The 23,493-nt window shown below is 75.7% G+C and carries 17 protein-coding genes; 7 read left to right on the top strand and 10 right to left on the bottom strand.

What is annotated here, in order from left to right; translation table 11 throughout:
- Nucleotides 1-28: 28 nt before the first annotated feature.
- The 5 genes from MN205_RS06525 to MN205_RS06545 form a co-directional block, all read right to left on the bottom strand.
- A complete protein-coding gene (locus MN205_RS06525) occupies nucleotides 29-661 on the bottom strand; it encodes a hypothetical protein (RefSeq protein WP_242125486.1) in 633 nt (210 codons plus the stop codon).
- Nucleotides 662-666: 5 nt separating this feature from the next.
- Nucleotides 667-1,584: a carbohydrate ABC transporter permease gene (locus MN205_RS06530; protein ID WP_242125488.1), complete on the bottom strand. Its 918-nt coding sequence runs from the start codon at nucleotides 1,582-1,584 to the stop codon at nucleotides 667-669.
- Complete coding sequence (locus MN205_RS06535; RefSeq protein WP_242125490.1) at nucleotides 1,581-2,534, bottom strand: carbohydrate ABC transporter permease; 954 nt, start codon at nucleotides 2,532-2,534, stop codon at nucleotides 1,581-1,583. Before MN205_RS06535 ends, MN205_RS06530 begins: the two co-directional genes overlap by 4 nt.
- Nucleotides 2,531-3,802: an ABC transporter substrate-binding protein gene (locus MN205_RS06540; protein WP_242125492.1), complete on the bottom strand. Its 1,272-nt coding sequence runs from the start codon at nucleotides 3,800-3,802 to the stop codon at nucleotides 2,531-2,533. The genes MN205_RS06535 and MN205_RS06540 overlap by 4 nt, the downstream gene beginning before the upstream one ends.
- A gap of 191 nt (nucleotides 3,803-3,993) precedes the next feature.
- The gene (locus MN205_RS06545) at nucleotides 3,994-6,042 is read right to left on the bottom strand and encodes an EAL domain-containing protein (protein ID WP_242125493.1); all 2,049 of its coding nucleotides are present in this window, start codon (nucleotides 6,040-6,042) and stop codon (nucleotides 3,994-3,996) included.
- A gap of 152 nt (nucleotides 6,043-6,194) precedes the next feature.
- On the opposite strand from MN205_RS06545, the gene MN205_RS06550 reads away from it, so the two are divergent.
- The 4 genes from MN205_RS06550 (at nucleotide 6,195) to MN205_RS06565 (ending at nucleotide 10,954) form a co-directional block, all read left to right on the top strand.
- A complete protein-coding gene (locus tag MN205_RS06550) occupies nucleotides 6,195-7,604 on the top strand; it encodes an aminotransferase class V-fold PLP-dependent enzyme (protein WP_242125495.1) in 1,410 nt (469 codons plus the stop codon).
- 91 nt (nucleotides 7,605-7,695) lie between these two features.
- Nucleotides 7,696-8,493, top strand: coding sequence for an alpha/beta fold hydrolase (locus tag MN205_RS06555; protein WP_242125497.1), 798 nt, complete (start codon nucleotides 7,696-7,698; stop codon nucleotides 8,491-8,493).
- Nucleotides 8,490-10,610 carry a SpoIIE family protein phosphatase gene (locus MN205_RS06560; RefSeq protein ID WP_242125499.1) on the top strand — a complete coding sequence of 707 codons (2,121 nt, stop codon included), beginning with the start codon at nucleotides 8,490-8,492 and terminating at the stop codon, nucleotides 10,608-10,610. The genes MN205_RS06555 and MN205_RS06560 overlap by 4 nt, the downstream gene beginning before the upstream one ends.
- The gene (locus tag MN205_RS06565; protein WP_242125501.1) at nucleotides 10,607-10,954 is read left to right on the top strand and encodes an STAS domain-containing protein; all 348 of its coding nucleotides are present in this window, start codon (nucleotides 10,607-10,609) and stop codon (nucleotides 10,952-10,954) included. The genes MN205_RS06560 and MN205_RS06565 overlap by 4 nt, the downstream gene beginning before the upstream one ends.
- Before the next feature lie 20 nt (nucleotides 10,955-10,974).
- On the opposite strand, the gene MN205_RS06570 is transcribed toward MN205_RS06565, so the two are convergent.
- Nucleotides 10,975-13,638, bottom strand: a complete 2,664-nt coding sequence (locus tag MN205_RS06570) for a bifunctional diguanylate cyclase/phosphodiesterase (RefSeq protein WP_242125503.1) — start codon at nucleotides 13,636-13,638, stop codon at nucleotides 10,975-10,977.
- Nucleotides 13,639-13,840: 202 nt separating this feature from the next.
- Between MN205_RS06570 and MN205_RS06575 the strand changes: the two genes are divergently transcribed.
- Nucleotides 13,841-14,821: an ABC transporter substrate-binding protein gene (locus MN205_RS06575; protein ID WP_242125504.1), complete on the top strand. Its 981-nt coding sequence runs from the start codon at nucleotides 13,841-13,843 to the stop codon at nucleotides 14,819-14,821.
- Between the two features lie 37 nt (nucleotides 14,822-14,858).
- On the opposite strand, the gene MN205_RS06580 is transcribed toward MN205_RS06575, so the two are convergent.
- From MN205_RS06580 to MN205_RS06595, 4 genes are read right to left on the bottom strand one after another with little or no spacing between them, the layout of a single operon-like run.
- Nucleotides 14,859-16,178, bottom strand: coding sequence for a hypothetical protein (locus MN205_RS06580; RefSeq protein ID WP_242125506.1), 1,320 nt, complete (start codon nucleotides 16,176-16,178; stop codon nucleotides 14,859-14,861).
- The gene (locus MN205_RS06585; protein WP_242125509.1) at nucleotides 16,175-17,668 is read right to left on the bottom strand and encodes a DUF3492 domain-containing protein; all 1,494 of its coding nucleotides are present in this window, start codon (nucleotides 17,666-17,668) and stop codon (nucleotides 16,175-16,177) included. Before MN205_RS06585 ends, MN205_RS06580 begins: the two co-directional genes overlap by 4 nt.
- Entirely contained in the window at nucleotides 17,665-19,335 is a 1,671-nt protein-coding gene (locus MN205_RS06590; RefSeq protein WP_242125511.1) for a hypothetical protein, read from the bottom strand. Before MN205_RS06590 ends, MN205_RS06585 begins: the two co-directional genes overlap by 4 nt.
- Nucleotides 19,332-19,874, bottom strand: coding sequence for a hypothetical protein (locus MN205_RS06595; protein WP_242125513.1), 543 nt, complete (start codon nucleotides 19,872-19,874; stop codon nucleotides 19,332-19,334). Before MN205_RS06595 ends, MN205_RS06590 begins: the two co-directional genes overlap by 4 nt.
- A gap of 287 nt (nucleotides 19,875-20,161) precedes the next feature.
- Between MN205_RS06595 and MN205_RS06600 the strand changes: the two genes are divergently transcribed.
- The gene (locus MN205_RS06600) at nucleotides 20,162-22,867 is read left to right on the top strand and encodes a fibronectin type III domain-containing protein (RefSeq protein WP_242125514.1); all 2,706 of its coding nucleotides are present in this window, start codon (nucleotides 20,162-20,164) and stop codon (nucleotides 22,865-22,867) included.
- Nucleotides 22,864-23,493: a hypothetical protein gene (locus MN205_RS06605; RefSeq protein ID WP_242125516.1), complete on the top strand. Its 630-nt coding sequence runs from the start codon at nucleotides 22,864-22,866 to the stop codon at nucleotides 23,491-23,493. The genes MN205_RS06600 and MN205_RS06605 overlap by 4 nt, the downstream gene beginning before the upstream one ends.

Consider the following 23,493-nt stretch of genomic DNA (forward strand, 5'->3'; position numbering starts at 1 on the left):
CGGGGCCTGCGCCGAGCCGGTGGGTCGCTCAGCCGGCGGGACGGTGGCGCGCCTCCACCGCCACGAGCCCGAGGACGACGATCCCCGCACCGGGCAGCGCCAGGGGCGGCAGCATCCAGGCCAGCACCCCGACGAAGGCGACGGCGGACGCGAGCAGGGCGGAACCGGCCGGGTCGGCCACGCAGGTGCGGACGGCGCCGCGCACCAGGCCCGGCCAGGACGCTCCCGGTCGCCAGGAGCTCGCCGCGCGCAGCGCCACGACCAGGACACCCACCGCCAGCACCGCCGTGGCCACCAGCAGCCCCTCGCCGCCGGGGAGGGGACCGCCGGCGAGCACGGCGTTGAACCCCAGCAGGAGCAGCGCGGCGACCAGGGCGGTCGAGACGCCCCACGATCCGCGCAGCGCTGCCCGTGCCGTGCGCAGCAGGACGCGCACGCCGCTGCTCCGCCCGGCACGGTGGCGGCGCAGGTGCTCGACGCCGCCGGCCACGGCCGGGAGGGCCGTGACCAGCGGGACGGCGAGCACGCCCACGACGATGCCGGTCAGCAGCGTCTCGGCGAACAGCTCGAAGGAGTCGCGGCTGCTCGCGGACCCGGTGGTGCCGCCGGGCCCGGTGGGACGTCGTGTGCGGGCCCGGGCGGGGCCGGCGCTGCGCGGCACGCCGCTCAGCCCTTCAGGCCCTGCGTGGCAACGCCGTCGACGAGGAATCGCTGGAACACCAGGAAGAACAGCATGACCGGCAGCAGCGCCAGCACGGACATGGCGATCATCGCCCCGTAGTCGGACACGCTCGTCTGGTCCACGAACAGCCGCAGCGCCAGGGGCAGCGGGTACTTCTGCGGGTCGTTCAGGTACAGCAGCGGCCCCAGGAAGTCGTTCCAGCTCCAGATGAAGGCGAAGATCGACGCGGTGATGATGGCCGGGCGCATCAGCGGCAGCATGATGCGTGCGAAGATCCGTCCGTGCCCGCAGCCGTCGATGCGGGCCGCCTCGTCCAGCTCCCGCGGCACGTTGCGCATGAACTGGACCATGAGGAAGACGAAGAACGCCTCCGCCGCCAGGAACTTGCCGACCAGCAGCGGCACGTACGTGCCCACCAGGCCGAGCTTCTGGAACACGATGTACTGCGGGATGATCAGCACGTGGAACGGCAGCAGGAGCGTGCCGATCATCAGGGCGAACCACACCTTGCGGCCGGCGAACTGGATGCGCGCGAACGCGTACGCGGTGACCGCGGAGGACAGCACCGTGCCGATCACCGACAGCACCGCCAGCACCAGGGAGTTCCACGCGAAGGTCCACGCGGAGACCCCGCCGATGCCGGCCAGGGCGGTGCGGTAGTTGTCGAAGCTGGCGTTGCTGGGCACCAGGGAGGCGTCGCCGACGATCTCGCCCGTCGGCTTCAGCGACGACACCAGCATCCACAGCACCGGGTACAGCGCGACGGCGAGGATGGCCAGGGACAGCGCGTGCAGCAGCACGGAGCGCTTGAGCGCGCCCTGCTGGCGCCGGGGTCGGCGGGAGGTGCCCGACCCGTCGTCGGTCAGGGCGGCGGCGGTCGTGGTGGAGGTGGCGGTGCTCACTTGGACTCCCCGCTGTAGTGCACCCAGGCGTTGGAGGTGCGGAACATCACCAGGGTGATGAGGCCGATGACCAGGGCGAGCGCCCAGGCCATCGCGGAGGCGTAACCCATCCGGAAGTCGCTGAACCCGCGGATGTACAGGTAGAGCGTGTAGAAGAGCGTCGAACCCGCGGGGCCACCCTGGCCGCCGGAGATGATGTACGCGGAGGCGAAGACCTGGAAGGCGTTGATCGTCTCCAGCAGCAGGTTGAAGAAGATGACCGGCGAGAGCATCGGGACGGTGATGCTCCAGAACCGGCGCATGCTGCCGGCGCCGTCGACCGCGGCGGCCTCGTACAGCTCCCGGGGGACCTGCTTCAGGCCGGCCAGGAAGATGACCATGGGGGCGCCGAACTGCCAGGTGGCCAGCAGGATCATCATCGGCATGGTCTTGCCGGGGTCACCCACCCACCCCTCGGACGGGAAGCCGAGGTTGGTCAGCCCCAGGTCCACGACGCCGCCGTCGGAGAACATCGCCTTCCACACGATGGCGATCGACACGCTGGCACCGATGAGGGAGGGGGCGTAGAACGCCGACCGGTAGAAGCCCTGGCCCCGCAGGGCGTTGTTCAGCAGCAGGGCGACCGCCAGGGCGGCGGCCAGCTTGATCGGCGTGCCCACCAGGACGTAGACGAGGGTGACCTTCACCGACTGCAGGTAGCGGGGGTCGTCGAAGAGCTGGCGGAAGTTCTCCAGCCCGATCCACTCCGGCGCCCGGAACAGGTTGTAGTCGGTGAACGCCAGGTACAGCGAGGCCAGCATCGGGCCCGCCGTCAGGACGAAGAACCCGATCAGCCACGGCGCGAGGAACGCGTACCCCGTCCGGCTCTCCGCCCGCCGCGCCCTCCGGTAGTCGGGGGACGCGGGAGCGGACAGGACGTCGCGGGGCTGCCCGGTCTGCAGGGCGCTCACTGCTGCAGTGCCGATTCGGCTTCGGCGAACCACTGGTCCACGGCCTCGTCCACCGTGTAGCGGCCGTAGTTGACGTCGGAGGCCAGTCGCTTGAAGTTGCTCTCCAGCGTGCCGAAACCGATGGGCAGCGGCGCCGGGCTCTCACCGAGCTCGTCGGCGATGGACTCCTCGTAGGCGACGATCTGCGCGTCGGCACCCTCGAAGGTGGCGCCCTCGCGCTGGGTCTCCGAGGCGGGGATGCCGCGGGAGGTGCCGAAGATCGCACCGACCTCCGGGTCGTTGACCATGAAGTCGACGAACTCCGCGGCCGCCTCGGGGTTCTCGGTGTTCGCGCCGATGGCGTACAGCATCGACGCCTTCAGGAACAGGCCGCGGTCGCCGGTGTCGGTGGGCGGGGCCACGATCTCCAGCTTCTCCGCCCCGGTGTCCGTCAGGTACCCGGCCAGGAAGTTGTCCCAGCTGAACTCCGAGGCGGTCTCGTTGGCGCCGAAGGGGGACTTCGGGTCGAGCTGGGTGGTGCGCTCGGCGGAGATGAGTGAACCGTCCTGGCGCAGGTCGGCGGGGGACTCCCACCACTCCTTCAGCTCCGCCTTCGTGAACCCGATCTCGCCGTCCTCGGTGACCGCCTGCTTGCCCTGCTGGCGCAGGTACATGTCGAACAACCAGAAGGTGCTGGTGTAGTCGCCGCTGCCGAAGACGCCCTCCGGGCTCTTTTCCGTGACCTCGCGGATCCAGGCGTCGTACTCGTCCCACGTCATGTCGCCGGTGGGGGCGGCCACGCCGGCCTGCTCCAGGATCGCGGGGTTGTAGAAGTGCCCCAGGGCGTTGGTGCTGATCGGCACGCCGTAGGTCGCCCCGTCGATCTGACCGGAGGGCAGCAGGGTCTCCTCGATGGTGCTGGTGTCCACCGCGTCGCCGAGCTCGGCGATGTCGAGCAGTGCGCCGCGCTCGGCGTACTGGCGCAGGTACGACAGGTCGAACTGCATCACGTCGGGCAGGCCGCCGCCGGCCGCCTCGGTGGCGCGCTTCTGCCAGTACCCCTCGAAGTCGCTGAAGTTGGGGTTGATGTCGATGTCCGGGTGGGACGCCTCGAACGCGGCGATCGCCTTCGTCATGCGGTCGGCGCGGTCCTGGCTGCCCCACCAGGTGTAGTCCAGGCTCACGGGGCCGTCGGCCGCCGTCTCGCCGGAGCCGCCGCCGCACGCGGCGAGGCCGAGGGTGCTCGCGCAGAGGGCCGCGGCCACTGTGAGGAGGTGTCGGTTCTTCATCGTCTGAGCTCCGTCGCTCGGGACCCGGGGAGGGCCGCACCGTGGCTTGCATCGATTCAAAGTAAGCGCTTACCGCGACAATAGGTGGGCCCCCAGGACCCGTCAAGCAACCTGGGCCTCTCCGCCGCGGCCGCTCCGCGGACCCGCTCCGCGGACCCGCTCCGCACGCTCCCCGCGGGGCGCCGGCGCCCTCAGCCGCTGGTGCCCGCCCCGTGCAGGATCAGCTGCCGGCCCACCAGGCGGCTCGCCTCGGCGGCCGACACCGGGCGCGAGAAGCGGTACCCCTGACCCAGCGGGCACCCCAGCTGCACGAGGGTGCTGACCTGCTCGGCGCTCTCGATCCCCTCGGCGACGACCGTGAGGGCCAGGGTCCGCCCCAGCTGCACCACCGCGCCGGTGACCGTGCGGTCCTCCGGGTTCTCCGCCACCCCGTCGATGAACGACTTGTCGACCTTCAGCACGTCGATGGGGAAGCGACGCAGGTAGCTCAGCGAGGAGTAGCCGGTGCCGAAGTCGTCGAGGGCGATCCGCACGCCCAGCGCCCTGATGTCGCTCAGCTTGCCGGCGGTCCGCGAGGTGTCCTGCACGAGCAGCGTCTCGGTGATCTCCAGGGTGAGCAGGTGCGGGTCCAGCCGGGTCGAGGCGAGCACCTCGGTGATGTCCCGCACCAGGGTGGGGTGCTGGAACTGCCGCGCGGAGACGTTGACGCTCACCTTCAGCGGTGAACCGTGCTCCGCCCCCCACCGCACGGCCTGCTCGCAGGCCTCCTGCAGCACCCAGCGGCCGATGGGCACGATGAGGGCGTTCTCCTCCGCCAGCGGGACGAAGTCGGCCGGGGGCACGAGGCCGCGCACCGGGTGGTTCCACCGCAGGAGCGCCTCGAAACCGTCGATCCTGCCGGTGCACAGCTCCACGATCGGCTGGAACGCGAGGGTGAACTGCTGCTCGTCGAGCGCGCGGTGCAGGTCCGCGCGCAGCCGCTCGCGGTCGAGCTCCGCCGCGTGGTGCGCCGGCTGGAACACCTCGCAGCGCCCCTTGCCGGTGCTCTTGGCGACGTACATGGCCACGTCCGCGGCGCGCAGCAACCCGATCCCGCTGGAGGCGCACGTCGCGGAGGTGGCGATGCCGATGCTGACCCCGGTGTGCACGTAGCGGTCCAGCAGGCGCACCGGTTCGCGCAGCGACTCCAGGACCCGTTCGGCGACCGCGACCGCCTCGGTGGAGCGCGCGCCGCTGAGCAGGATCGCGAACTCGTCGCCCGACAGGCGGGCGAGGACGTCGCCGTCGCCCACGCAGTCGTCCAGCCTCCTCGTCACGGCCCGCAGGAGCGCGTCACCGCTGTCGTGACCGAGCCCGTCGTTGACCGTCTTGAGGTTGTCCAGGTCCAGGAACAGCACCGCCCGGGCGTCCTCGCCCCCGGCCGGGCGCTGCTCGGCCAGGCGCAGCCGCTCCATGAACAGCGCCCGGTTCGGCAGGCCGGTGAGGGGGTCGTGGTAGGCCTGGGTGCGCAGGCGCTCCTCGAGCCGCCGCCGGTCGCTGACGTCCCGGGTCGTCAGGACGACCCCGGCCACGGCGGGGTCGGCGACCAGGTTCCCGGCGACGGTCTCGGCCCACCGCCACGAACCGTCGCGGTGCTGCACGCGGCTGACGACCGGCGCGAGCTGCTGGCGGCTGGCCAGCGTGGCGCGCAGGTGCTCGCGGAACGCGGGCAGGTCCTCCTCGTGCACCAGGTCGAGGAAGCTCGTGCCGTCCAGGGACGTCGGGGGGTGCCCCAGGACCCACCCCACGGAGGGCGACTGGTACGTGATCGTGCCCGCCGCGTCGACCACCGTGATGACGTCGGAGGCGTTGCGCACCAGGGAGCGGAAGTGCTCGCCGGCCTCCAGGGCGTCGAGCAGGTCGTTGAAGGCCGTGGCCGTGGTGCCGAGCTGGTCGTCCGAGTCCACCTCGATGCGCGCCGACGTCGCCGACGACCACTCGCCGCCGCGGCTGCCGCGCGCGATCGTCCCGGTCACCGCCCGCAGCCGCTCGGTCAGCAGCGCCAGCCGGCCACCCACGACGGCCCGGCACAGCGCGTAGTTCAGGGCACCGACGAGGAACCCCGCGACGAGGCAGGCCACCTGGAAGGAGGGCCGTCCCGCGTACCGGTGCGGCACGCCCAGCAGTGCGGCGAAGGGCGGGAACACGAGGCCGACGGCCAGGCCCAGCCCCACCATGTAGACCGCCAGGTCCCAGAACACCCTCCGGGTGATGCGGAAGGGGCGGCGGAGCCCCGTCCGGGGTCCGGTCGCGGGCGCCTGGGAGCTCACCCCCGGGTGATCGGCCGGACGGCGCCCGAACTTGAACCCGCCCCCGGCTCAAGCACCGCAGCCGCGGCACCGATGGGGACGAGGTGCCCCTCCACCACACCCCCGCGCGCGACCGCCTCGTGGGGGACGACGTCCGCGTCCCCGTCGTGGGAGGCGGCACGCGCCGGTACATCAACCTCGACAACGCGGCGACCGGGTCCGCGTCGGTGGTCGTGGCGCGGGCCGTGGAGGAGTTCCTGCCCTGGTACTCCAGCGTGCACCGCGGGGCCGGGGCGAAGTCGCGCCGGTCCAGCGCCCGCTACGAGGGGGCGCGCGAGACGCTGCTGCGCTTCGTCGGGGCCGACCCGGACACGCACGTCGTGCTGTTCCCGCGCGGCACCACCGAGGCCCTGAACCTCATCGCCTTCCGCCTGGGTCTGCGCCGCGACGACGTGGTCGTCACCACCGCCGTCGAGCACCACGCCAACCTCCTGCCCTGGCAGCGCCACGCCCGCCTGCGCGTCGTCGACGTCGGCGAGGACGGCGTGTTCGACACCGCCGCGGTCGCCGCGGCGCTGGACGAGCACCCGCGTCCCGCGGTGCTGGCCGTGACGGGGGCCTCCAACGTCACCGGGTGGGTCCCGCCGCTGGCCGAGGTCGCGGCGGCGGCCCGCAGCCGCGGGGTCCTGGTCGTGGTGGACGCCGCGCAGCTGGCGCCGCACCGGCCGATCGACATGACCGCCACGGGGATCGACGTGCTCGCGCTGTCCGGGCACAAGCTGAACGCCCCCTACGGCGCCGGTGCCCTCGTGGTCCCGCGCCGGCTGCTCGCCGGGGGCGAGCCGATGCTGGTGGGCGGGGGCGCCGTCAGCGCCGTGTCCCACCACGACGTGGTGTGGGCCGACGGCCCCGACCGCGAGGAGGCGGGCTCGCCGAACGTCCTGGGCGTCGTGGCGCTGGAGGCCGCCGCCACCGAGCTCGCCGCCGGCTGGGCGTCGCTGCGGGTGCACGAGGACGCCCTCACGCGGGCGCTGGACGCCGAGCTGGCCGCTGTCCCCGGGTTGCGCCGCTACGGCACCACCGGTGCCGACCGCGTCCCCGTCGCCGCCTTCGACCTCGACGGCGTCCCCCACGGGCTGCTGGCCGCCCGGCTGTCCCAGGAGCACGGCATCGGCGTGCGCAGCGGCTGCTTCTGCGCGCACCCCTACGTGAGCCGGCTGCTCGCGCTCACGGAGGAGCAGGTGCAGCGGTTCCACCGGGACGTGCGCACCGGCGCCCGCCACCGCCTGCCCGGGGCCGTGCGCGCCAGCGCGGGGCGCACCACGACGCTGCAGGAGATCGCCGCCCTGGGCTCGGCCCTGCGCGAGATCGCAGCCACCCCGGGGGTCGCGCGGGACTACCGGGTCGACGACCACGGGGACCACCAGCACGTGGACCTCGAGCACCCGGGCTTCGAGCTCGCGGGTCCGGAGCACCTGCCGGCACCGGTCCGCAGCGTGCCCGCCGCCGGCTGAGGCCGGGGCGCCGGCCGTCCGGCGGCGCCGGGAGCCCCGCCGCTGCACGGCGTGGAGCGACGCGGGGCGGAGCGGGGCATAGCCTGACCGCATGGACGTCCTCCGCCGTAACAACGTCACGGTGACGGGCCGCCCCGGCGGCCCCCCGGTCGTCTTCGCCCACGGGTTCGGCTGCGACCAGCTGATGTGGCGGCACGTCGCCCCGGCGTTCGAGGCGGACCACCGCGTCGTCCTGTTCGACCACGTCGGGGCGGGCGGGTCCGACCTGGCCGCCTACGACCCCGTGCGCCACAGCAGCCTCGACGGGTACGCCGCCGACGTCCTGGAAGTGCTGGAGGCCCTGGACCTGCCGCCCGCCGTGTTCGTGGGCCACTCCGTCAGCGCGATGATCGGGGTCCTGGCGGCCGCCGAGCGGCCCGAGCGGTTCGCGCACCTGGTCCTGGTGGGTCCCAGCCCCCGCTACGTCGACGACACCGGCTACCGCGGTGGCTTCAGCCGGGAGGAGATCGACGAGCTGCTCGCCACCATGGACGACAACTACCTCGGCTGGTCCGCCCACGTCGCGCCCATGATCATGGGAGTCCCCGAGCGCCCCGAGCTGGGCCGGGAGCTCACCGACAGCTTCTGCCGCACCGACCCGGCCATCGCGCGCCGCTTCGCGCGCACCACCTTCCTGTCCGACAACCGGGCCGACCTGCCGAGGGTCCGCACCCCCGCGCTGGTCCTGCAGAGCCGTGAGGACGTCATCGCGCCGCCCGAGGTGGGCCGCTACGTCCACGAGCACCTCGCGGGCAGCGAGATGGTGGTCCTCGACACCACCGGCCACTGCCCGAACCTCAGCGCGCCCGAGCAGGTCGTCGCCGCCGTGGCCGACTACCTCGCCGCGTGACGGGGCACCCGGAGCACCCGGAGCACCCGGAGCACCCGGAGCACCCGGAGCACCCGGAGCACCCGGAGCACCCGGAGCACCCGGAGCACCCGGAGCACCCGGAGCACCCGGAGCACCCGGAGCACCCGGAGCACCCGGAGCACCCGGAGCACCCGGAGCACCCGGAGCACCCGGAGCACCCGGAGCACCCGGAGCGCTCGGCGCGGGAGGCCTGGGAGCGGTCACCGAGCGCCCTGCTGACGCTGCGCCCCGACGGGACGGTGCTGGACGCCAACCGGACCCTGCTCGACTGGGCCGGCCTGGAGCGCGAGGACGTCGTCGGCAGCCGGACCCTGAGCGGGTTGCTGACCGTCGGTGGCCGCATCTTCTGGGAGACCCACCTGGCACCGCTGCTGCTCGTCGAGCGGCGCCTCGACGAGGTCGCCGTGGAGGTGCGGACCCCGCGCGGGCGCTTGCCCGTCCTGATGAGCGCCGTGCTGACCACGGCCGGCGACGGCCCGGCGGAGGTCGTGCACGTGGCGCTGTCCAGCGCCGGCGACCGCTCCCGCTACGAGCGGGAGCTCGTCGCCGCGCGTCGGGAGGCCGAGCGGTCCGAGACGCGCCTGCGGGCCCTGCAGGCGGTGACCGCGGCGCTGTCGCGCGCCGTGGGCGTCGACGGCGTCGCCGACGCGCTGCTGCGGACCGCGGTGGCGCCCCTGGGCGCGTCGGCCGGCACGGTCTGGCTCACGGGCGAGGACGGCGGCCTGTCGCCCCGGCGGTCCACCGGGGCCGTCGTCGAGCTGCGACCCCCGCCGTTCGGCGAGGTGGTGCACGGCGAACCCGTCCTCGTCGGGGAGGACCTGCTGGTGCCCCTGCGCGGGCAGACGGCGCTGCACGGGGTCCTCGCGCTGACGCTGGACCGCGGCGCGGGCGCCGAACCCCCGAGCGTCGACGTCCACACCGCCGTCGGGCAGCAGGCCGGCCTGGCCCTGGACCGCGCCCACCGCTACGAGGAGCGCGCCGGCATCGCCGAGCAGCTGCAGCGATCGCTCCTGGCGGGGGAGCACCCGCACGACGAGCGGTTCACCTTCGCGACCGTCTACCGGCCGGGCGTGGAGGCGCTGGAGGTCGGCGGCGACTGGTTCGACGTGTTCACCGCGGGCGAGGACGTCGTCTCCGTGGTCGTCGGCGACGTGGTCGGGCGCGGGCTGGGCGCGGCCGTCGCCATGGGGCAGCTGCGCAGCGCGGTGCGAGCCGTCGCCGACCCCGGCACCGGGCCCGCGCAGGTGCTCTCCCGCCTCGACCGGTTCGTCGACCAGGTCGAGGCCGCTCGCACCGCCACCCTGGTCCACGCCCAGCTCGACCTCGGCGACGGGTGCGTCCGGTACGCGTGCGCCGGTCACCTGCCGCCCCTGCTCCTGCCGGCGCAGGGTGCCCCCCGGTACCTGTGGGGCGGCCGGTCGACGCCGCTGGGCGTCGTCCTGGGAACCCGCGACCGCGGCGAGGACACCGTGCAGCTGGGTCCCGGCGACCGCCTGCTGCTCTACACCGACGGGCTGGTCGAGCGACGCGAGCAGGGTCTGGACGAGGGGCTGGACGTGCTGCTCTCCACGGCCGCGCCGCTGCACGGCCTCGGTGCGCAGGAGGTCGTGGAGTCGCTGACCGGCGCGCTCCTCGACGACGGGAACGCCCGCGACGACGTCTGCGTCCTGCTGCTGTCCTGGTCGGGACCGGTGCTCGAGCGCCGCGTGGCCGCCGACCTGACGGGGTTGTCCCCCCTCCGGCGGGAGCTGGGCGCCTGGCTGGCCGAGCGCGGCGCGGAGGAGGAGACCGCCGAGGACCTCGTGCTGGCCGCCTCGGAGGCGGTGGCCAACGCCGTCGAGCACGGGTGCGGCGGCAGGCCGGAGCAGCACGTCACCGTCCGGGCCGAGCTGACCCGTGCCGCCGGCCCGGCGCGGGACCCGGTCGTCCTCATCACCGTCGCGGACCCGGGGCGGTGGCGAGCGAGGACGGCGTCGGACGAGCGGGGGCGGGGACTGGGGATCATGCGGGCGGTGGTGGACGAGGTGCGCGTGGAGCCGTCGGACACGGGGACTCGCCTGGTGCTGCGGCACGCGCTGCGGGGAGGTGCGGCGTGACGCTGCGCGCTCTGCCCGACGAGGCCGACGGGCTGCGCGTGCTCGTCGCGACCGGCGAGCTGGACGCGGCCGTCGTCCCCGCGCTGCTGCCGCGAGCGGCGTCGCTCGTCGCCGGGGCCCGCGCGGTGGCGCTCGACCTGTCGGGGGCGACGTTCCTCGACAGCGGCGGCGTCCGCCTGGTCGACCAGCTCGCCCGCGCCTGCGCCGACGGCGGGGCGCCCTTCCGGGTGGTCGCCCCGCGGGGCACGCGTCCCCGGCGCGTCCTCGAGCTGGTCGGCATGGCCGACGCGCTCGCCGTCGACGACCTCGGCGCGGCGGTCACCGCCCTGCGCGCCGCCGGCTGAGGCCGCTGCGGCGTCGTCCGTCACACCACGGCGGTCCCGAGCGCCGGCAGCGCCCAGGCGGCGGCCTCGCCCGCCGGCAGCGGCCGCCCGAGGAGGTACCCCTGCGCCGTGTCGCACCCCTGCTCGCGCAGCCAGCGCAGCTGCTCCGGTTCCTCCACGCCCTCCGCGACGACCCGCAGGCCGAAGGTGTGGGCGGCGTGCACCGTCAGCGCCACCAGCCCGCGTCGGCCCGCGTCGGTGGACGCCACGAAGCTCCGGTCGATCTTCAGCGTGTCCGCGGGCGTCGAGGGCAGTTGCCCGATGGAGGTGAACCCCGTGCCGAAGTCGTCGATGGCCACGGCGACCCCGGTGGCCCGCAACCGCTGCAGGCGCGCCGTGGCACCCGGGTCGTCCACGAGCACGGTCTCGGTGATCTCCAGCACCAGCAGGTGCGGCGGCAGCCCGGACGCCGCGAGCGCGTCCGCCACGTCCTCCAGCAGACGCGGTTCGGCCAGGTGCCGCCCCGAGACGTTCACGGCGATCGTGGGCTCGGTCCCCTCGCCCGGCGCCGGCCACGCGACCGGCCGCTCGCAGCGCCAGCGGGCCAGCTGCGCCGTCGCCTCGTGCAGCACCCACCGGCCCAGGTCGCACACCAGCGAGGACGCCTCCGCGGCGGCCACGAACACGTCCGGGCGCACCGGCCCGGCACCGGGCCGGTCCCAGCGGGCCAGCGCCTCGTAGCCGGCGAGCGAGCCGTCCGCGAGGCCCACGACGGGCTGGTAGTGCAGCGTCAGCTCCCCGCGCCGCAACCCCTCGCGCAACGCGGACTGCAGGTCCGAGCGGGCGGTCAGCTCCTCGCGCAGCACGTCGTCGAACACCTCCACGCGGCCCCGCCCGCGGGACTTCGCGCGGTACACCGCCGAGTCGGCCTCCGCCAGCAGCACCTCCGCGCCCCCCGGCCCCGCCGAGCCCGCCGAGCCCGCCCCGGCCAGCGCCACGCCCACGGACGCGCCCACGCGCACGGCCCGCCCGGCGGTCCGCGTGACCCGGTCGGCACCGACCTCCAGGGGACGGCGCACCGACGCGACGACCCGCTCACCGAGGCGCACCAGGTCCGTCTCGTCCACCACGTCGTGCACGAGGACCACGAACTCGTCGCCGCCCAGGCGCCCGACCACGTCGCCGTCGCGCACGCAGGCCCTCAACCGGTCGGCCACCTCGCGCAGCACCGCGTCGCCCGCGGCGTGCCCGGCGGTGTCGTTGACGGCCTTGAACCCGTCCAGGTCGACGAACAGCAGGCCGGTGGCGGCACCGGGGGCGCAGGCGTCCAGCGCCCGCGACAGCAGCCGCAACGCCGCGGCGCGGTTCGGCAGCCCGGTCAGGGGGTCGTGCGCCGCCTGGTGGGCCAGCTCGCCCTGCAGCTCCTCGCGCTGCTGCACCGCCCGCACGAGCTGCTGCACCGACGCCTGCACCGCCTCGCCCAGCGGGCCGCGCACCGGGTGCTCGCGCAGCGCCCCGGCCAGGTCGCCGCGCGAGAGCGCGTCGGCCTGCTCCCGCACCCGCCGCAACCCCGCCACCGCACCGGCGAGGGCGCGCGCCGCGGTGCGGACCTCGCGGGGACCGCTCTCCGGCACGTCGACGAGCTCGCCGCGGCCCACGCGGCGGGCGGCGTCGGCCAGGCGCCGCAGCGAACCGGCCAGCCAGCGCCCCTCGGCCAGCGCCGCGGCCAGGGCGCCGGCGAGCACGAGCAGCGACACGAGCACCGTGGTGCGCAACCGCCGCGCCGCGCCGGCCTGCTCGGAGTCGATCGCCACCACGGCGGTGTCCACGGCGTCCTCCAGCAGGGCCGCGAGGTCCCGGTCGCGCTGCGCGCTGGCTTCCTCCAGGCCCAGCAGTTCCGGGCCGCTGAGCCGGCCGGGGCTCGTCGTCTCCACGGCCAGCACCTCCGCCACCCGGCGTGCCGAGCCGCTGCCGGTCACCTCCGCCCAGCGCAGCCGCATCCGCGAGGTGGACAGCTCCGACCCGGTGCCGGCCAGCTCCCGGTAGGTGCCCAGGACGTGCGCGGAGCGCTGGCGCGCCCGCACCCGCGGGCTCCCCTCGAGCACGCGGGCGGTGAACGTGACCGGCAGCTCCCGGCTGGCCTGCTGGGTCAGGGCGGCGACGAGGGTGACGTCGTTGACGGCGAGGGCGCTGCGGTCGCTCAGGCCCGTCGCCGTGGTCCGGGTGATGACCTCCTCCTCCGCGTGCGCCAGCCAGTCCGACAGGTCCAGGTACAGCCCCGCGAGGGCGTCGGTGCTGGAGGTGCCCTGGTCGGCCGCCGAGCGCACGGTGCGCAGCCGCTCCACGGCCAGCGCGGTGCGCAGCGCGGCGGGTGAGGTGCCGGGGATGCGGGCCACGGCGCGGTCGGTGACCTGCCGCGCCAGCTGCAGCCGGTTCACCGCGGTCAGGTAGGTCACGGCCCGCTGGTCGCCGAAGCCCGCGGTGAGCGCCTGCTCGCGGTCGCGGGTGACGTTGCGCGTCAGCGTGGGGAGCAGCTCGCTCTCCACGGCGCGCCGCACCGTGTCCAGCTCCGTGGCCGCGCGCATCAGGGAACCGGCCTGACCGGCTTCCGCGAGCTCCCGGGACCGCTCGAGCACCGAGCCGGTGGTGACGACGCCGGTGGCCAGCAGCGGCACGACGACGAGGGCCGCGAGGTGCTGCCACACGGGGCGCGCTCGCGGCCGGCGCCTCGGCGCACGGTCCGTCGTCGGTTCCACCCGCCCGGCATCGGCCCTCCCGCCCGCCGACGTGAGCCGCACCGCGGTGCGGCGGGCGGTCCACGGGCGCACGTCACCCGCTCGGAGCAGCCCGGTCGCGCCCGTTCAAGCCGGCGGTGCTCGCCGCCGATGCCGTCGGGGGAGGTGCGCGGTGCTTCGACGGGGTGCGCGCGGTGCGCTGGGTGCGCTGGGCGGGCGGGGTTCGCGGGTGGCCGCGGTCCTCGCGCTCGCCGTGGTGCTCGCGCCCGCCGGTTGCGGGGCGGGCGGCGACGCCGACCCCGTGCGCGTCGGTTTCTCGCAGCTGAGCGCCGAGGGCAGCTGGAGGGCCGCGAACACCGCCTCGATCCGTTCCGCGCTGACCCCCGCGGACGGGTTCGAGCTGACGTTCAGCGACGACCAGCGCAAGCAGGAGGGGCAGATCGCGGTCCTGCGCGGTTTCATCGCCGCCGACGTCGACGTCATCGCGTTCTCACCGGTCGTGCAGGACGGCTGGGACCAGGTGCTGCGCGAGGCCCGGGACGCCGGCGTCCCCGTCGTCCTCGTCGACCGCAGCACCACCAGCCGCCTGGACGGCGCGTACGTCACCCGCGTCGGCGCCGACTTCCGCGCCGAGGGGGAGCGGGCGGGGCGCTGGGTCCGGGAGCACGCGCCCGGCGCCCGGGTGTTCGAGCTGCAGGGCACCCTCGGGTCCGGTGCGCAGGTCGCCCGGCAGCAGGGTTTCCGCGCCGTCGTCGGCGACCAGGTCGTCGGCGAGGCCACGGGCGCCTTCACCCGCGCCGGTGGCCGTGACGTCACCGCCGCCGCGCTGGAGGCGTGGCCGGAGGTCGACCTGGTGTTCGCCCACAACGACGACATGGCCCTGGGGGCGGTGGAGGCGGTGCGGGCCGCCGGCCTGCGCCCGGGCGTGGACGTGCGCGTGGTGTCCGTGGACGGCACCCGCGAGGCGCTGCGCGCCCTCGCCGACGGCGAGATCGCGCACGTCGTCGAGTGCGACCCGCTCTTCGGCGAGCAGCTCGCCGCCGTGCTGCGCCGGGTCGCGGCCGGTGAACGGGTGCCTGACCGGGTCGTGGTCCCGGGCCGGGGGTTCGACCGGTCCGTCACCGAGGCGGAGATCGAGGCGCGCACGTACTGAACCGCGACCCCGCCCGGCCCGCGCCGCCCGGGCGGCGTCAGAGCATCGTGGCCAGCGTCCGCGCGGGCCGGTGCACCAGGCGCACGACCGCGGGCACCGCCGTGAGGGTCGCCACCACGGCCGCCGCCACCAGCGGCGGCACCGCCCCGCCCAGCACCCCGGCGCCGGTGAGCACCTCCGCGGTCAGGGCGGCCGCCACCACCGCCCCGGCGGCGGCCAGCCGCGAGTACGCCTCCAGCACGCCGGCCAGGAAACCCACGACGCCGAAGCAGCCCAGCCCCAGCAGCAGCGCCGTCAGCGCGGACGGGGCGGCCCCCGCGGTCCGCAGCACGGCCCCCAGCGCCAGCGAGGCCGCGGTCGTCAGCAGCAGCAGCCGCGCGAAGGCACCGGCGACGATCCCGCCGAAGACCCCGGCCGCGCGGGAGCGGGCCTGCTCGCGCAACCGGGTGGAGGCGAGCACGTCCAGCAGCACCGTCCACACCCGGTCCAGGTGCCGGTTCGCCCAGATGCTGCCCAGCAGCGAGGGCACGAGCGCCACCACGGGGAACGTCGCCGTGCTCGTCCAGCCCACCGAGGGGTCCAGCACCACCAGCAGCGCCGTCCCGGCGCCCACGGCCGCCGCCGGCAGGGACCGGCCCCACGGGGTCGGCGGCCGCGGCGAGGGGGCCGTCGTGAGCACCGCCGCCGCGACCGCCCCCTGCGTCAGCAGCACCACCGCGAGCACGTCCACCCGCACCGGCACGCCGGCGCGCACAGCGAGCGAGGCGAGCACCAGCGCCAGCGCGTACGGCACGCCCCAGCCGCGCACCACGACCACGAGGCTGCCGACCCAGGTGACGACGAGCGCGGCCACCAGCGCGGCGACCAGCGCCTGCTGCGGGGCCAGCAGGACCGCCACCGGGACCAGCGCCGAGAGCAGGCCCACCGCGAGGGCCGGGCCGCGCTCGGCGCGCAGCCGCCCCAGGCCGTCGGCGTCCGTCAGCCAGCGCCGCCGCAGCAGCCACTGCAGCCCGAAGCTCACCGGCAGCGCCAGCTTCCACGCCTGCTCGGTGACGCCGGTGCCGAACTCCGCCGCCAGCGGGCCCACCCACGCGGTCGTCGCCAGCAGGGCCGCGACGAGCCCCAGCAGTTCGCGCGGGTCGCTCGGCGTCACCTCGCGCGGCCGCCGCACCGCGGGCGCCTCCGCGGGCGGCGGGGCGGCGGAGGCCGCGGTGCTGCGGCGCGCCAGCGGGACCGCGGCCCTCGGCACCAGCCCGCCCCACGCCTCCAGGACCACCGCGGACTCCAGCGCGTCCTGCGGTTCCCTGCCCAGCGCGGCGCGCACGCGCGCCGCCGCCTGCCCCTCGGTGATCCTCACCGCACCCCCCTCCCCGTCGTGACCGGCGTCTCGCGCACCTGCGCGCTCAGCGCACCCAGCACCGCCGCGTACCCGTCCAGGCAGCGCTCCTGCCCGAACAGCCGCGTCACCCGGGCGTGCCCGCGCCGGCCCAGCAGCTCCGCGAACGGCGGGTCCAGCAGCAGAGCGCTCACCGCGTCCGCCAGCCCGTGCACGTCGCCGGGCGGCGCCGTCACGCCCGCGCCGCGCATCGCGTCGAGCACCCCGCCCACCAGCGTGGTGACCACCGGCCGCGCCTGCGACAGCGCCTCCAGGACCGCCATCGGGAAACCCTCGGAGATGCTCGTCATCAGCACCACGTCGGCGTCGCGGACGACCCCCGTGGGGTCCTTCGTCGGGCCCATGAACCGGAAACCCTCGCCCAGGCCGAGCGCGGTGCACAGGTCGGAGCACGCCTGCGCGTACCCCTCCTGACCGCGCGGCACCGGCCCGTAGTGCAGGAACCTCGCGTCCGGCACGCGGCGGCGCACCGCCGCGGCGACCCGCAGCATCGTCGGCACGTCCTTCAGCGGGTCCAGCCGGCCCACGCTCACCACCGTGCGGGTTCGCGGTGCCGGCGCGGGTTCGCCCGGCGCGGGCACCCCGTTGGGGATGACGAGGATCCGCCCCGGCCGCACCCCCAGGCCCTCCTCCCAGGCGGCGTTCGCGGCCGCCACCGGGGTGACGACGTCCGAGACGGCGTACGCGAGACGGGTCAGCCCCCGCGCCAGGCGCGTGGGCACGAACCGGGCCGCGGCGTCGGCGCCCGAGCGCACCGCTGTCAGGTAGTTCTCCCGCACGTACACGCCGTGCTCGGAGAGCACCACCGGCCGGTCGTGCAGCGCCTTGTCCACGGCCGCGGGCACCGCCGACCACCCGGCCGCGGTCACCAGGGACACGTCGGCCGCAGGGGTCGGCTCGGCCGCGGTCCGCGCCACCCACGAGATCGTCTGGTAGGTCTCCACCGCCCGGTCCAGGTCGAACGGAGCGGCGCCCACCACCTCCGGGTGCTCCTCCTCCAGCACCGACGCCAGCGCGTCCACGTAGCGCTGCCACGTCTCCTCGGCGCGGAACGTCGGCAGCACCAGGTCCGGGTTGCGCCGGCACCACACCAGCGCCGGCACGGTTCCCAGCGGGTCCGCCGACCAGCCCAGCAGGCCCTGCACCAGTTCCGCCGCCAGCGTCGTGCGGCGACGGCGCCGTCCGCGCGGGCGCGGGCCGGTGCGCCGCGGTTCCCGCGGGCCCCACAGCTGCAGGTGCCCGGCCAGGCGGGCGTTGCCCGGGAACTCGAAGACGGGTTCCTGCAGGTCCGCGCCGGTCAGCGCGAAGACCGACCAGTCCACGTGCGGCAGGCCCCGCACCAGCAGGTCGCACCAGGTGCTCACCCCGCCCACCACGAACGGGTACGTGCCCTCGGTGAACAGCGTCACCCGGGGACCGGCCGCGCCGTCCACGGGGGCCGCGCCGTTCACGCCGCACCCAGCGGCACGGCGAGCTCACGTCCCGCCTCGACGGCCAGCCAGCCGCACCGCGCACCCGCGTACGCGTCACCGGCGCCGGCACCGGCCGGCAGGGTCACCGGGAACTCCACGTCGACGTCGGCGGCGAGGAGGAGTTCCGCGCCGTCCGTCCGGGCGCGCACCGCCCCCGCGTCCAGCGCCTCGCGCCAGCGCCGGCGCCGGCCCAGCTCGCGGGCCACCTCGTCCATCGACGGGCCGTCCAGCGGCGCGCACGGTGCCAGCAACCGCGCCCACCGGTCCAGCACTTGCTGCAGCAGGTCCAGCAGCACCCGGTCACCGGTCAGGTTCGACTGGTGGGCGAACAGCGGCCGCGGGTCGCCGGCCAGGACCCGCCCCAGCACCACGTCCCCCTGCCGGTCCAGGAACTCCTCCCGCGACGGGGCCGGTGCACCGTGCAGGCGCTCCTGGTCGGCCAGCAGCTGCGGCCACGTGCTGACGTGCGTGGTGACCTCCGTGGGGTGCCGCGGTACGAGCGTCGCGGGCCCCAGCGACCCCGGGCCCGGCCCGCGCGAGGCGTCCGAGGCCAGGGCGGTGATGCCCGCGGCGGCCAGCACCCCCGGCAGCGCCGGGTTGCGCAGGCCCGAGTGGGCGCCGGTCACCAGTGCGGTCGGGCTCGCCGGAACGCCCGCCTCGTCCGCCCACCGCCGGTTGCGCTCGACCTGCGCGCGCAGCTCGTCGGCGTCCACGGCGTCCAGGTCGCGGTGGTCCCAGGTGTGGTTCAGCCACCGGAACGCACCGGCCGCCACCAGCAGGGCCGCCGTGAGCGGGTCGTCGCCGGACGCCCCGGCGGCGTTGTGGGCCAGGTCCAGCGTGAACCCGGTGGCCTCCTGCCACGCCACGACGGCGTCCACGTCGGCGGGGACCATCCGCACCGTGGGCGCGGTCTCGCCCACCCGCACACCCGGCACCGACCAGTTCGGCAGGAACACGTCGTCGACGTGGCACGAGAGCGCGTGCCGCACCGCGCCCAGGTGCGCGCCGCGGGTGACCCAGGCGAGCAGCCCGCGCGCCAGCAGGGCGCCGTGCAGGGAGTCCTCGGCCGTGTTCACCAGGACCAGCAGGTCCTCCAGCCCGTCCCCGGCGTCGACGACCCCGGCCAGGGGAGCGCCGCCGGTCGTGACCAGCAGCGGGGTGAACGGGCCGCCGGCCACCGCCCGGCCCAGGTAGGCCCAGCAGCCCCCGGCCACCGGCACCTCCCCGCCCAGGTACCCGAACACCGCCGCACCCGCGGCGGTCACCCGGGCGGTCAGCCCGTCGGCCGAGCCACCGGACACGTCGCGCAGGCCCGACGCCGCGTCCGGGAACTCGTAGGCGCGCAGCAGCCGCACCCCGTACCGGTCCCGGTACCGGGACAGCGCGGCGGCGCTGGCCGGCTCCACCCCCGCGGCGGTGGTGGTGGTCCGCACGATCGCGCCGAACCGGCCGGTGCCGTCGGCGGCCACCAGGTCGGTGTCGAGCAGCGGCCGCGCCGCGGTGGGCCGGTGCACCTCGTGCGGGCAGCCGGTCCGTTCCAGCACGTCCACCCAGAAACGAGTCACGGGGTCGTCGGCGGGGGCGGTGTCACCCGCCACCAGCAGGACCACCACGCCCGTGGACGTCCCGGTGCGGGCGGCGTTCACCGCCTGGCGCCGTCGGCGACGGGGGCCGCGCCGGTGCGCGGTCGCGGCGCGGACGCCCCGGCCTCGTGCGGTTCAGCCTCGTGCGGTTCGGCGTCGTGCGGTTCAGCCTCGTGCGGTTCGGCGGTGCCGGGCGCCCGGTCCGTGCCCCGGCGGCGCTCCAGGACGCGCCGGTCGATCTCCATGGGGGAACCGCCCGCCACCAGTTGCCGCTGCATCTGCGAGGCGGCGACGACGAGCTGGTCGAGCACGTCGAGCAGCGACCGCCGCATCGACTCCGCCTGGGCCAGCACGTGGTGCGCCTGGTCCTGCGCCTCGAGCTCGTCGGTCCCGGTGTTCCCGCGGGCGCTCGCGGTGGGGTTCCCGGCCGTGTCCGCGCACAACCCGGCGAGCTGCTCGGCGATGCTGCCGATGCCCACGGGACGCTGCCGCTCCAGGCGCAGGCGCATGACCTCCTGGGTCAGGCGCTCGACCTCGGCGCGCAGTTCCCTCTCCTCCTCGCGGTCCGTCGCGCCACCGCGCTTCCAACGGTGACCCGCCATCGTCGTCCTCCTCGATCGGCGCCACCGCGCCACCCGCCTCCGTGTCCCCCGACCGTAACCGGGTCCCGGTCCCGGTGGGACGACCAGCCGTGCCGTTCACCCACCTGCACGACCGGGCGGATCCGCGGGTGAACGCGCAGCGTGAGGTGTGCTGACTCCCTCGTCATCGCCCCGGGGGATCGGGTGATTCACAGCCGTCGCACGGGTGCGCGGGGGCCTCGGAACCGGAACCGGCTCGTCCGACCGCTTACGTTCCCGGCGCACCCCCAGACGACCCGGAGGACCCGATGCCGAACAGGCACCGCAGCTCACGACGCTCCCGGAACGCCGCCCGCCTGCTGGCGGCGGCGCTCACCACCACCGCGATCCTGCCCTCGGCGGCGGCGCTGCCCGCGCAGGCCGCCACCGGGACGCGCGTCGACCTCCGGGTCCTCGTCGTCACCGACGGGAGCGTCTCGGTGAACGCCCTCACGACGCAGCTGGACCGTGAAGGCGTCCCGTACACCTCGGTGGACCTCCGGGACGGATCGCGCGCCGCGATCGGTTCCCCGTTCCTCGTCGACGCGACCACCGGCGCCGCCCGCTACCAGGCGGTCGTGCTGCCCAGCGCGGACCCCGCGGGGCTGGGGGAGGACGAGCAGGAGGCGCTGGCCGCGTACGAGGCCCGCTACGGCATCCGCCAGGTGAACGCGTACGTCTACCCCGGCACGGGAACCGGAGCGCTCGCCCTCAGCGCCGGGTTCCTCGACGGCGCCGCCGGAACCGTGACCGACGCCGGCAGGGCGGACGGCTTCTCGGAGCTGTCGGGCGCGTTCCCGATCGACGACTTCGACACCGGTGTGCAGGAGGTGTACGGGTACCTCGCCGCGGCCGACCCGGCCCTGCCGGCCGGTGACCGCGTCACCCCGCTGCTCACCGCCACGACCGGTGGCGTCTCCGGGGCCGTCGCCTGGGAGTACGAGTCCGGTGGGCGCGAGCAGCTCATGGTCTCCGCCGCCTACAACGACTCCATGCAGTGGTTCAACACCGTCGCGCACGGAGTCGTCTCCTGGATGACCCGAGGCGTCCACCTCGGCCACCACCGCGCCTACTTCGACGTGCAGGTCGACGACGTCTTCCTGCCCGACGGCCGCTGGAGCGTCACCGGGAACTGCACCCCCGGTGACGACTGCGTCGACCCCGCCACCGCCACCACCGACATCCGCATGACCGCCGCGGACGTGCAGCGCCTCTCCGCCTGGCAGCAGGAGAACTCCTTCGGCCTGACGATGGTGTTCAACGGCGGTGGCAGCGAGGCCGCGAAGGCGGAAGGCGACGGCACGGACGCCCTCACCGATGCGTTCATGGCGCGCAAGGGTGAGTTCACGTGGGTGAACCACACCTTCTCCCACCCCTACCTCGGCTGCATCCAGATCGCCCCCACCGTCGTGGGGCAGCCCTGGCACTGCGCCACCGGTGCCGACGAGACGCCCCGCCAGGACGCGGAGATCCCCGGTCAGGAGGACGGGGGCGTCCAGTGGGCCTCGCAGGAGTTCATCACCGGGCAGCTCCGGGACAACATCGACTGGGCCCGGACCAACGCCCTGCCCGGTTTCGACGCCAGCGAGCTCGTCACCGGCGAGCACTCCGGCCTGAGGACCCTGCCGAACCAGCCGCAGGACAACCCGTTCCTCGCGCCGGCGCTGGAGGCGGCCGGTGTCACGACCATCGCGTCCGACGCGTCCCGCGAGAAGGACCAGCGGGCCGTCGGCGCCGCCGTCACCGTGCCCCGGCACCCGATGAACGTCTACTACAACGCCGGCACGTACCAGGACCAGATCGACGAGTACAACTGGTACTACACCTCCCGCTCGAACGGCGGCAGCGGGATCTGCGAGGACAACCCCGCGACCAGCACCTGCATCACCCCGCTGCCGGCCGGCACCGCGGCCGAGGCGAAGGCCTCCTACGACGGCTACCTGAAGCCCCTCGAGGTCCGCAACGCGCTGCGCTACGTCCTCGCCGACGACCCGCGCTCGTTCTACGTGCACCAGTCCAACCTCGCCGAGGACGGCCTGGTCTACCCGGTCGTCGAGGGGGTCCTGGAGGAGTACCGCGCCACCCACACCGCCGACGCGCCCCTGGTCACCCTGAGCCTCACCGGCCAGGCCCGCCAGCTGGCCCGGTCCTCCGCGTGGCGGGAGGCGAGCGCGGACGTGACCGCCTACGTCGACGACGAGGGCGTGCACGTCAGCGGCCCCGCCGGGACCACCGTGCCGCTGACCCTGCCGGGCGACGCGCGCTCCACCCTGGCGCTCGAGGACCACGGCGGGCAGCGCTCTGCCTGGGTGAGCGCGCCCACCACCGACACGGTCGTCGCCACGCTCGCCACCGACCGCGGCGGTTACGTCGGCGTCCCCGTGACCGCGCCGGTCCCGTCGCCGACCGTGCCGGTTCCGTCGCCGACCACGCCGACCGCGCCGGTCCCGTCGCCGACCACGCCGACCGCGCCGGTCCCGTCGCCGACCACGCCGACCGCGCCGGTCCCGTCGCCGACCACGCCGACCGCGCCGGTCCCGTCGCCGACCACGCCGACCGCGCCGGTCCCGTCGCCGAGCACGCCGGTCCCGTCGCCGAGCACGCCGGTCCCGTCGCCGAGCACGCCGGTCCCGTCGCCGACCGCGCCGGTCCCGTCGCTGCCGGGCGCGCCGCGCATCGGCGCCGCCACCTCCGGCCGCCTGCTCGACCCGGGTGCCACCGCGACGGTGCGCTGGGACGCACCGGCCACCGGCGGCGAGCCCGTCATCGGCTACCGCATCACCGCGACCCGGCTGGCTCCCTTCGGCTGGCCGGTCGCGACCGCGACGCTGCCGACGGTGTACCCGGCCACGGCGCGCAGCGCCCGGGTCGAACTGCCGGCGCGCGGCTCCCTCCACCGCTTCACCGTCCAGGCCGTCACCGCGGCGGGCACGGGCCCGGCGTCCGCAGCGTCCAACGCGGTCTTCGCCTGGTGACCCACCCGCTCACCCGCCTCACCGCCACGCTCGTGCTCGTCGCGGCCGTGGCGGTGACGGCCGGGTGCGGTTCCCGGGGGAGCGCGCCCGGCGCGGCACCGGCCACGACGACGTCCCCGGCTCCCACCGCCACCACGGACGCCGGCGCACCGGTCACGGCCACGCCCCCCGCGGCGCCGGAGTCCGCGGCGCCGGAGTCCACGGCGCCGGAGTCCACGGCGCCGGAGGCCGCGGGGCAGGCCGTCCCCGGGCAGGACGCGCCCGGGAGCACCGGCACGGCGACCACCGTGCCGGGGGCGGCACCCGTGGGCCCGCCCGCCGTCGGCGGGGTTCCCCTGGGCGCCACCGGCGACCTGGAGGTCGCCGTGCGGTTGCGTTCAGACGCCCTGCTGGCGGGGGACGTCACCACCGCCGAGCGCCTGCTGTCCGGGCGTTGCCGCGCGCTCGTCGCCCCGGAGGTGCTGCGCGCCGCGGCCGAGGGCGGGTTCGCCGCCGTCAGCACGGTCACCGTCCGCGCCGCCGGCGGCACCGCGGAGGTCGACTACGACCGCGCCGTCCCCGGCCGCGACGTCACCGGTGAGCGGTGGGTGGCCGAGGACGGCCGGTGGCGCTGGGACGCCTGCTGA

Origin of the sequence: Kineococcus sp. TRM81007 (assembly GCF_022669155.1) — a bacterium.
Lineage (GTDB): Bacteria > Actinomycetota > Actinomycetes > Actinomycetales > Kineococcaceae > Kineococcus.

What these genes read in the sequence shown, in the direction of transcription:
- MN205_RS06600 (WP_242125514.1), top strand. Translation starts at nt 20,162, where the DNA reads ATGCCGAACAGGCACCGCAGCTCACGACGCTCCCGGAACGCCGCCCGC.
- MN205_RS06540 (WP_242125492.1), bottom strand. Translation starts at nt 3,802, where the DNA reads ATGAAGAACCGACACCTCCTCACAGTGGCCGCGGCCCTCTGCGCGAGC.
- MN205_RS06595 (WP_242125513.1), bottom strand. Translation starts at nt 19,874, where the DNA reads ATGGCGGGTCACCGTTGGAAGCGCGGTGGCGCGACGGACCGCGAGGAG.
- MN205_RS06555 (WP_242125497.1), top strand. Translation starts at nt 7,696, where the DNA reads ATGGACGTCCTCCGCCGTAACAACGTCACGGTGACGGGCCGCCCCGGC.